Below are 10,158 nucleotides of genomic sequence, written 5' to 3' on the forward strand. Positions count from 1 at the left end.
GTCCTCGCAAGGTGCTGCGTAACGATCATTGGCGTAATGATCATTGTGCGTCACGCGCTTTCCGCCTTGTGAGTTGCCTGCTAACGCACGTGGTCGGGCTGCCCATGTCAGCCGCTTGTCCAGATCGATTGTCCAGATCTGCAAGGGACGCTTCGGCGTCCCTTCTTTCTTGCCCCCGTGTCGCCCGATTCCTTTACCGTCTGATGTGCCCTGCATCTTCATGGGTGAAACGGTCAGTGAAAGGTAGAGTCCAGCGGCGTGCACCTCAAGGCCCTCACCCTGCGCGGTTTCAAATCCTTCGCGTCGGCCACGACGCTGAAGTTCGAGCCGGGCATCACCTGCGTCGTCGGACCCAACGGCTCCGGCAAGTCCAATGTCGTGGACGCGCTCAGCTGGGTGATGGGCGAGCAGGGTGCCAAGTCGCTGCGCGGCGGCAAGATGGAGGACGTCATCTTCGCCGGCACCACCGGGCGGCCGCCGCTGGGCCGGGCCGAGGTGTCCCTCACCATCGACAACTCCGACGGTGCGCTTCCCATCGAGTACGCGGAAGTCACCATCACGCGGATCATGTTCCGCAACGGCGGCAGCGAGTACCAGATCAACGGGGACACCTGCCGGCTCCTCGACATCCAGGAGCTGCTCTCCGACTCGGGCATCGGCCGCGAGATGCACGTCATCGTCGGGCAGGGCCAGCTCGACGGGGTGCTGCACGCCGACCCGATGGGGCGCCGCGCCTTCATCGAGGAGGCCGCCGGCGTCCTCAAGCACCGCAAGCGCAAAGAGAAGGCGCTGCGCAAGCTCGACGCGATGCAGGCCAACCTCGCCCGCGTCCAGGACCTCACCGACGAACTGCGGCGCCAGCTCAAGCCCCTGGGCCGGCAGGCAGCCGTCGCCCGGCGGGCCGCCGTCATCCAGGCCGATCTGCGCGATGCCCGCCTCCGGCTCCTCGCCGACGATCTCGTACGACTCAGAGCGGCGCTGCAGACCGAAGTGGCGGACGAGGCCGCGCTCAAGCAGCGCAAGGACGCCGCCGAGGCCGAGCTGAAGAAGGCGCTGCAGCGGGAGGCCGAGCTCGAGGACGAGGTGCGGCGTCTCACACCGCGGCTGCAGCAGGCGCAGCAGACGTGGTACGAGCTGTCGCAGCTGGCCGAGCGGGTGCGCGGCACGGTCTCCCTCGCCGACGCCCGGGTCAAGAGCGCGACCGCCGCCCCGCCGGAGGAGCGCCGTGGCCGCGACCCCGAGGACATGGAGCGCGAGGCCGCGCGGATCCGCGAGCAGGAGGCGGAGCTGGAGGCGGCTCTCGAAGCCGCCGAGCACGCGCTTGAGGACACGGTCGGCCACCGTGCCGATCTTGAGCGGGAGTTGGCGGTCGAGGAGCGTCGCCTCAAGGACGTGGCGCGGGCCATCGCGGACCGGCGCGAGGGGCTCGCGCGGCTGAACGGCCAGGTCAACGCGGCGCGTTCACGGGCGGGCTCCGCGCAGGCCGAGATCGACCGGCTCGCCGTGGCCCGTGACGAGGCGGGGGAGCGCGCCGTCGCCGCCCAGGAGGAGTACGAGCAGCTCAAGGCGGAGGTCGACGGGCTCGACGCCGGGGACGCGGAGCTCGCCGGGCGGCACGACGAGGCGAAGCGTTCCCTCGCCGACGCGGAGGCCGCGCTCACCGCCGCGCGGGAGGCGGCCACCGCTGCCGAGCGTAAGCGGGCCGCGGTCGCCGCCCGGCACGACGCGCTCGCGCTCGGGCTTCGCCGCAAGGACGGCACGGGAGCGCTGCTCGCCGCCAAGGACCGGATCGCCGGGCTTCTGGGGCCCGCGGCCGAGCTGCTCACGATCGCTCCGGGGTACGAGGTCGCGGTCGCCGCGGCGTTCGGTGCCGCGGCGGACGCCATCGCGGTGAGCACCCCCGCATCGGCGGCGGAGGCGATCCGGCTGCTGCGGAAGCAGGACGGCGGGCGGGCCGCGCTGTTGCTGGCGGGGGCGCCGGACGCGTGGGACGCAGGACACGGCGGCTCGGCGGGCGCGCGCGGCGCGGAGTCGGGCGGTGCGGGTCGGCGTGGCGCGGAGGTGTCCGGCGGCGGTGCGCGGGCCGGTGGTGGCAGTGCGGAGGCGCTTGGTGAGGGCGTCGGGTTGGGTGGTGTGGAGTCGGGTGGTGTGGGTCGGCGTGGTGCTGAGGTGCCCGGTGGCGGTGCGCAGGTCGACGGAGGCAGTGCGGAGGCGCTTGGTGAGGGCGTCGGGTTGGGTGGTGTGGAGTCGGGCGGTGCGGGCCCGCGTGGTGCTGAGGTGCCCGGTGGCGGTGCGCAGGTCGACGGAGGCAGTGCGGAGGCGCTGGGTGGTGGCGTCCGGTCGACCGGCGTCCGGTCGGATGCTGCGGGGTCGGGCGGCGCGGGGTCGGGCGGCGCGGGGTCGGGCGGCGCGAGGTCGGGCGGCGCGAGGTCGGGCGGCGCGGGGTCGGGCGGCGTGGAGTCGGGGGGCGCGGGGCGGCGTGGGCCGGAGGCCCCAGGTGGCGGCGCCCGAGCGCAGGCGCTGTCCGCTCAGTCCGGCGGCGGCCCCGATGGTGCTCGGTCCGTAGCCGCCCAAGGTCCGCCCTTCGTCGCCGAACTGGTGCGCGGCCCCGATGAGTTGATGCCCGCCGTGCGACGGCTGCTGCGGGGCGTGGTGGCGGTGGGGACGCTTGAGGACGCCGAGGATCTCGTCTACGCGCGGCCCGAGTTGACCGCGGTGACCACCGAAGGTGACCTGCTCGGGGCGCACTTCGCGCAGGGCGGGTCCGCGGGGGCGCCCAGTCTCCTGGAGGTGCAGGCATCCGTCGACGAGGCCGCGGCCGAACTCGCCGAGCTCGGCACGGCCTGCGAGCGGCTCGCCGATGAACAGCACCTCGCGGGTCAGCGGCGTAAGGAAGTGGCCGCGCTCGTCGAGGAGTTGGGCGAGCGCAGGCGCGCCGCCGACCGGGAGAAGTCGGCCGTGGCCCAGCAGCTCGGCGCGCTCGCCGGGCAGGCGCGCGGCGCCGCCGGTGAGGCCGAGCGCAGTGCCGCCGCCGCGGCCAAGGCGCAGGACGCGCTGGACAAGGCGGTCGAGGAGGCCGAGGAGCTGGCCGAACGGCTGCTCGTCGCCGAGGAGGCGCCGGCCGAGGAGGAGCCCGACACCGCCGTGCGCGATCGGCTCGCCGCCGACGGGGCCAATGCCCGGCAGACCGAGATGGAGGCCAGGCTTCAGGTCCGTACCCATGAGGAGCGGGTCAAGGGGCTTGCGGGCCGGGCCGATTCGCTCGACCGGGCCGCGCGCGGCGAACGCGAGGCACGCGCGCGTGCCGAGCAGCGCAAGGCCCGGATGCGGCACGAGGCGGCCGTCGCCGACGCCGTCGCGCGCGGTGCCCGGCAGCTGCTCGCGCACGTCGAGGTCTCTCTCGCACGGGCCGATGCGGAGCGCGGTGCCGCCGAGCGCGCCAAGGAGGTCCGGGAGCGGGACCTCGTCGCCGAGCGGAACCAAGGCCGTGATCTCAAGGCCGAGCTGGACAAGCTGACGGACTCGGTGCACCGGGGCGAGGTGCTCGGCGCCGAGAAGCGGATGCGGATCGAGCAGCTGGAGGCCAAGGCGCTCGAGGAGCTCGGCGTCGAGCCGGCGGGCCTCGTCGCCGACTACGGCCCCGACCAGCTCGTGCCGCCGTCGCCGCCCGCCGAGGGCGAGGAGCTGCCCGATGACCCGGAGCACCCGCGCAACAAGCCCGTTCCGTACGTCCGGGGCGAGCAGGAGAAGCGGCTGAAGTCAGCCGAACGGGCGTATCAGCAGCTCGGGAAGGTGAACCCGCTGGCGCTCGAGGAGTTCGCGGCGTTGGAGGAACGCCATAAGTTCCTGAGCGAGCAGCTCGAGGACCTGAAGAAGACGCGGACCGATCTGCTGCAGGTGGTGAAGGAGGTCGACGAGCGCGTCGAGCAGGTCTTCACCGAGGCCTACCGGGACACGGCCCGGGAGTTCGAAGGGGTCTTCTCGCGCCTCTTCCCGGGCGGTGAGGGACGGCTGATCCTCACCGATCCCGACAACATGCTCGCCACCGGTGTCGATGTCGAGGCGCGGCCGCCGGGCAAGAAGGTCAAGCGGCTCTCGCTGCTTTCCGGTGGTGAGCGGTCGCTGACCGCCGTGGCGCTGCTCGTTTCGATCTTCAAGGCGCGGCCGAGTCCCTTCTATGTGATGGACGAGGTCGAGGCCGCGCTCGACGACACCAACCTGCAGCGCCTCATCCGCATCATGGAGGAGCTGCAGGAGGCCTCGCAGCTCATCGTGATCACGCACCAGAAGCGGACGATGGAGGTCGCGGACGCGCTGTACGGCGTGTCCATGCAGGGCGACGGCGTATCCAAGGTGATCAGCCAGCGGCTTCGCTAGCCCGCTGCGCACTCTCTTCACCAGGTCGTCACTACTTCAAGACTTGAACGAACCTCACCTCACGCGTGCCTGAAATTCACAGGAACCCAGGTATTGACTTCGAAACTTGAAGGCATAGTCTCTGCAACGTTGCTTTTACCTTCAGGTGGTGGGCGGCGTGAAGTTGTGCGCCACTTGAAGTGCTCGCCCCCACCCCCGGCAATGCAGCCGGTGGCCCGAGGAGTCCATGTGACCAGCACAACGAAGGCGCCGCAGCCCGAAGGCAGAGAGGCCAAGCCGGACCATCTCGGCCACGTCATCTTCATCACGGCGGCAGCCGCGATGGGTGGCTTCCTCTTCGGCTACGACAGCTCGGTGATCAACGGCGCGACCGTCGCCATCCAGGACCGATTCGACGTCGACGCGAACACGCTCGGCTGGATCATCGCCACCGCGCTGCTCGGCTGCGCCGTCGGTGCCGCGGTCGCCGGACGCATCGCCGACCGCATCGGCCGCATCCGCTGCATGCAGATCGCCGCCGTCCTCTTCGCGGCGAGCGCCGTCGGTTCCGCCCTGCCGTTCGCGGCCTGGGACCTGACGATGTGGCGCTTCATCGGCGGCATCGGCATCGGCATGGCCTCCGTCATCGGCCCGGCCTACATCGCCGAGGTCGCCCCGCCCGCGTACCGAGGCCGCCTCGCCTCCTTCCAGCAGGCCGCGATCGTCATCGGCATCGCCGTCTCGCAGCTGGTCAACTACGGCATTCTGAAGCTGGCGGACGACGACCAGCGCGGTGAGCTGATGGGCCTTGAGGCCTGGCAGCTGATGCTCGGCGTCATGGTCATCCCGGCCGTCCTCTACGGTCTGCTCTCCTTCGTCATCCCCGAGTCGCCGCGCTTCCTGGTCCAGGTCGGCCGTGACGTCGAGGCCAAGAAGGTGCTCGGCGAGGTCGAGGGCCACAAGATCGACCTGGACGCGCGCGTCGCCGAGATCCACCACGGTCTGGTGAGCGAGCACAAGCCCTCGTTCAAGGACCTGCTCGGCAAGGTCGGCTTCCTGCCGATCGTCTGGGTCGGCATCGGGCTCTCGGTGTTCCAGCAGCTCGTCGGCATCAACGTGATCTTCTACTACTCGAACCAGCTGTGGCAGTCGATCGGGCACGACCCGAGCAGCTCGTTCCTGTACTCGTTCGAGACGTCGATCGTGAACATCGTCGGCACGGTCATCGCGATGATCTTCGTCGACCGGATCGGCCGCAAGCCGCTGGCCCTGATCGGCTCCGCCGGCATGGCTCTCGCGCTGTTCACCATGGCCTGGGCGTTCTCGTACCGGACCGGCTCCGGCGACACCGTCTCGCTGCCGGACGCACAGGGTCTGACCGCGATCATCGCCGCCAACCTGTTCGTGCTCTTCTTCGCCCTCTCCTGGGGCGTGGTGGTCTGGGTGCTGCTCGGCGAGATCTTCCCGAACCGGATCCGCGCCGCCGCCCTCGGTGTCGCGGCGTCCGCCCAGTGGCTCGCCAACTTCGCGATCACCAAGACGTTCCCGAGCATGTCCGAGTGGAGCCTGACCGGCTCGTACATCATCTACGGCGCCTTCGCCGCGCTCTCGATCCCCTTCGTCATGAAGTTCGTCAAGGAGACGAAGGGCAAGACCCTGGAGGAGATGGGCTAATCCCCGCTGCCCCTCCTCTGAGGAAGCTGCCCCGGTTCAAGGACCTATTCCTTGAGCCGGGGCAGTACGTTTTCGCAGAAGTGGTGCAGGCTGCGCCATCCCTCGTCGACCGGCATCCCGCCGGACAGCGGATGCAGTACGAGATTGGCGGCGCCGCCCTGCACGTACGCCACGCACTCGTCGGGCGTGAGGACGCGGTAGACGCCCTCGGCGCGCAGCTCGTCCACCGTCGTGGCGGCGGACTTCACCGCCGAGCGGATGTCCTTGGACTGCCAGGAGGCGTAGGTGCGCGCCTCGTGCAGGAAGTGCTTGCCGTGCTCGGCCCAGGTGCGGTCCGGGTCGTCGGCGATGTGCAGGAGCGGGGTCTCGGCGGCGGGCATCATCGTCCAGCCCTCGGTGCCGTACTCGGCGAGGCGTTCGTTGTAGTACGCCTCCAGGTCCGGCAGATGGGCGCTCGGGAAGAACGGCAGGCCGAGCCGGGCCGCGCGCCGGGCCGCCGCCTGGGAGGAGCCGCCGACCAGGAGCAGCGGGTGCGGCTGGGTGTGCGGACGCGGGGTGACGCGCACGGTGCGGCCGCGGAACTCGAAGGGTTCGCCGGTCCAGGCCTGCAGCAGCGTTTCGAGCAGCTCGTCCTGGAGCCTGCCGCGCCGCTTCCATTCGACGCCGAACGCCGCGTACTCCTCGGGCCGGTAGCCGATCCCCGCCACCGTCACCAGGCGCCCACCGCTCAGCAGATCGAGTACGGCGATGTCCTCGGCGAGCCGCAGCGGATCGTGCAGCGGGCCGATGATCGCGGAGACCGTCACGGCGATGCGCCGGGTCGCGCCGAACACCGCGCCCGCGAACGTGAAGGGCGAGGGCAGCCAGTTGTTGCCGACGCCGTGGTGCTCCTCGGTCTGCACGGTGGAGATGCCCCGGTCATCCGCGTACGCGGCCATCTCCAGGGCGGCTTTGTAGCGTTCGCTCAGCGAGCCGGGTGTGGCCGCGGGATCGACGAGGTTGAAACGGACGACTGTGACGGGCATACGGAACGTCCCCCTTCACCATGGGCGGCGAAGGAGGACGTTAGTTGACGTGGTGTCAGATGAACAGTGTCCGGCGGGAGTTGCTCCGGATCAGGCGGTGACCAGCTCGGTGTCGTCGCCCTTGCCGCCGGGGGTCTCGACGGCCGGGGTGCGCGGAAGGACCGCGTACAGGACGGCCGCGATGACGATCGTGGCCAGCCAGCCGAGGCCGTTGCGGCCGACCCAGGACGTGGCGAGCGGGCCGCTGAACCAGTCGACCTTCGTGAAGAGCAGACCCATCACCAGGGCGATCGCCCACGCGGTCATGGCCTGCCAGGCGAAGCCGGCCTTGTACCAGTAGGCGCTGGTGCGCTTGGTGTCCATCAGCGCCTCGCCGTCGTACGTCGTGCGGCGCAGCATGTCGACGCCGAAGACGCCGATCCAGGCGGAGAACGCGACCGCGAGCAGCGTCAGGAAGGAGATGAACGAACCCATGAAGCTGCTGGCCACGTTCATCAGCAGGTAGCCGAAGATCAGGCTGATGATGGCGTTGATGCTCACCGCCCAGGTGCGCGGGACCTTGATGCCGAGCGTCATCGCGGTGAAGCCCGCGGAGTACATCGACATCGAGTTGATCAGGAGCATGCCGATCAGGGCCATCACCAGGTACGGCACCGCGATCCACGTCGGAAGCAGCTCGCCGAGGAAGGAGACCGGGTCGGCGGCCGACGACAGGGACGGCGTGCTGACCGCCATGACGGCGCCCATCAGGACCATCGGTACGACGACGATGCCGGCGCCACCGATCGCGTTGCCCACCAGGGCCTTGTTGGAGGCCGTGCGCGGCAGGTATCGGGTGAAGTCCGGTCCGGTGGGGACCCAGCTGATGCCGCCGGCGGCGATCACGCCGACGCCCGCGACCATCGCAGCGGTGGAGCCCGCCGACTCGGAGAAGACGTCCGACCACGGGGTGTTGGCGATGAGGTAGATCAGTACGAGGACGCTGAACGCGCCGAAGAGGTACGTCGCCCAGGTGTTGCAGATGTGCAGCACCTTGCGGCCGAGGCCACTGATGACGAACGTACAGGCGACGAAGGCGATCAGCGTGACGACCGTCAGCCACGTGCTGGACTTCACGCCGAAGCAGATGTCCAGGACGACGATGATCGCGTACGCGCCCGTGACTGCGTTGATCGTCTCCCAGCCCCAGCGGGCGATCCAGATCAGGGAGCCCGGGAAGAGGTTGCCGCGCTGGCCGAAGACCGCGCGCGAGAGCGTCATGCCCGGCGAGCCGCCGCGCTTGCCCGCGATGGAGATCAGCCCGACCATGCCGTAGCTGAGGACCGGGGACACGAGGGCGACGACCAGGGCCTGCCAGAAGTTGAGGCCATTGGTCACGATGAGGCCCGCGCCCATGGTGAGCAGCAGGACGCTGATGTTGGCCGCGACCCATGTGGGGAACAGCTCGCGGGTCCTGCCGGTGCGCTCGGAGTCGGGGACGGGCTCGAGGCCGCGTGTCTCCAGGGCGCCTTCGTTTTCGGCGGTGGTGCTCATGGGGGTGGTTCCGTGCCTCTCGCTCGGATCGCAACGCTGCGAGCCGTCCGTGGGGGTGATCGCAAGGACTCTACGCGCGTTGATGCGGAGAGCTCCATCGTACTTTAGTCCGAGTAGTGCCCTCTATGGGCCTTTGTTCTTTGGAGGAAGCTACAGCCTGGGCTCGGGTTGCACCCATGACTGATACTGGGTGGGTTATGGAAATCGTCATCCTTGCTGTAGTCATCGCCGTGGTCGTGATCGGCGCGCTCGGCGGGCTCGTGATCGGCAGCCGCAAGAAGAAGCAGCTGCCGCCGCAGGCGCCGTCGACCACGCCCACCATCACCGCCCCTCCCGCCGAACCGCAGGTTGGCGACGAGGCCGAGACGCCGCGCGACGAACCGCGCCGCACGATCGAGGAGGTGGAACTCCCGGGCGCCGGAGCCGAGGCGCCGGTGGTCACCGAGGAGGCCCCCGAGGCCGCCCCGGAGATCGAGACCCCGGAGCCCACCGCAGGACGCCTGGTCCGCCTGCGCACCCGGCTCTCCCGCTCGCAGAACGCGCTCGGCAAGGGGCTGCTCACGCTCCTCTCCCGCGACAACCTGGACGAGGACACCTGGGAGGAGATCGAGGACACGCTCCTCACCGCCGACGTCGGCGTCGCCCCCACTCAGGAACTGGTCGAGCGGCTCCGTGAGCGCGTCCGGGTGCTCGGCACCCGCACCCCGGACGAGCTCCGCGCGCTGCTGCGCGAGGAGCTCATCGCGCTGCTCGGCACGCGTGAGGGCGCGGACTTCGACCGCGCCGTGAAGACCGAGTCGGGCCTGGAGACGCCCGGCATCGTGATGGTCGTCGGCGTCAACGGCACCGGCAAGACCACCACCACCGGCAAGCTCGCCCGCGTCCTGGTCGCCGACGGCCGCTCGGTCGTCCTCGGCGCGGCGGACACCTTCCGCGCGGCCGCCGCGGACCAGCTGCAGACCTGGGGCGAGCGCGTCGGCGCCCGCACGGTGCGCGGCCCGGAGGGCGGCGACCCGGCGTCGATCGCCTTCGACGCGGTCAAGGAAGGCATCGCCGAGGGCGCCGATGTCGTCCTCATCGACACCGCGGGCCGGCTGCACACCAAGACGGGCCTGATGGACGAGCTCGGCAAGGTCAAGCGCGTCGTCGAGAAGCACGCGCCGCTGGACGAGGTGCTGCTCGTGCTCGACGCCACGACCGGGCAGAACGGTCTGGTGCAGGCACGGGTCTTCGCCGAGGTCGTCGACATCACCGGCATCGTCCTGACGAAGCTGGATGGCACCGCCAAGGGCGGAATCGTTGTGGCGGTCCAGCGGGAGCTGGGTGTGCCGGTGAAGTTGGTGGGGCTTGGCGAGGGTGCGGATGATCTTGCGCCGTTTGAGCCCGAGGCTTTTGTGGATGCGTTGATCGGGGAGTAGCGCCAGGGCCGGTCCGTTGCCTGCGGGTGCGTCGTGGCTGGTCGCGCAGTTCCCCGGGGGCCCGGGGGGGGCGCCCCGCGGGCGCCCGCCCCCACACAAAAAAAGAACAAGAATAAAAAGAAATATATAAAATTCATATCCCGCCGGCAAAA

5 protein-coding genes are annotated in these 10,158 nt (G+C 70.1%); 3 read left to right on the top strand and 2 right to left on the bottom strand.

The window, feature by feature from the left end:
* Positions 1 to 258 precede the first annotated feature (258 nt).
* On the top strand, positions 259 to 4,377 hold the full coding sequence (locus ACFWY6_RS21855; protein ID WP_384692818.1) for an AAA family ATPase: 4,119 nt from the start codon (positions 259 to 261) through the stop codon (positions 4,375 to 4,377).
* A gap of 228 nt (positions 4,378 to 4,605) precedes the next feature.
* Positions 4,606 to 6,030 carry a sugar porter family MFS transporter gene (locus ACFWY6_RS21860; RefSeq protein ID WP_384692821.1) on the top strand — a complete coding sequence of 475 codons (1,425 nt, stop codon included), beginning with the start codon at positions 4,606 to 4,608 and terminating at the stop codon, positions 6,028 to 6,030.
* Positions 6,031 to 6,074: 44 nt separating this feature from the next.
* On the opposite strand, the gene ACFWY6_RS21865 is transcribed toward ACFWY6_RS21860, so the two are convergent.
* Both ACFWY6_RS21865 and ACFWY6_RS21870 read right to left on the bottom strand, forming a co-directional pair.
* Positions 6,075 to 7,055, bottom strand: a complete 981-nt coding sequence (locus tag ACFWY6_RS21865) for an LLM class flavin-dependent oxidoreductase (RefSeq protein ID WP_384692824.1) — start codon at positions 7,053 to 7,055, stop codon at positions 6,075 to 6,077.
* 90 nt (positions 7,056 to 7,145) lie between these two features.
* Positions 7,146 to 8,588 carry a purine-cytosine permease family protein gene (locus tag ACFWY6_RS21870; protein WP_384692826.1) on the bottom strand — a complete coding sequence of 481 codons (1,443 nt, stop codon included), beginning with the start codon at positions 8,586 to 8,588 and terminating at the stop codon, positions 7,146 to 7,148.
* Positions 8,589 to 8,785: 197 nt separating this feature from the next.
* Here ACFWY6_RS21870 and ftsY point away from each other — a divergent pair, with 197 nt between their 5' ends.
* Positions 8,786 to 10,006, top strand: a complete 1,221-nt coding sequence (ftsY, locus tag ACFWY6_RS21875) for a signal recognition particle-docking protein FtsY (protein ID WP_384692829.1) — start codon at positions 8,786 to 8,788, stop codon at positions 10,004 to 10,006.
* Positions 10,007 to 10,158: the final 152 nt, after the last annotated feature.

Origin of the sequence: Streptomyces sp. NPDC059037 (assembly GCF_042740015.1) — a bacterium.
Classification (GTDB): domain Bacteria; phylum Actinomycetota; class Actinomycetes; order Streptomycetales; family Streptomycetaceae; genus Streptomyces.

What these genes read in the sequence shown, in the direction of transcription:
- ftsY (WP_384692829.1), top strand. Translation starts at nt 8,786, where the DNA reads ATGGAAATCGTCATCCTTGCTGTAGTCATCGCCGTGGTCGTGATCGGC.
- ACFWY6_RS21865 (WP_384692824.1), bottom strand. Translation starts at nt 7,055, where the DNA reads ATGCCCGTCACAGTCGTCCGTTTCAACCTCGTCGATCCCGCGGCCACA.
- ACFWY6_RS21870 (WP_384692826.1), bottom strand. Translation starts at nt 8,588, where the DNA reads ATGAGCACCACCGCCGAAAACGAAGGCGCCCTGGAGACACGCGGCCTC.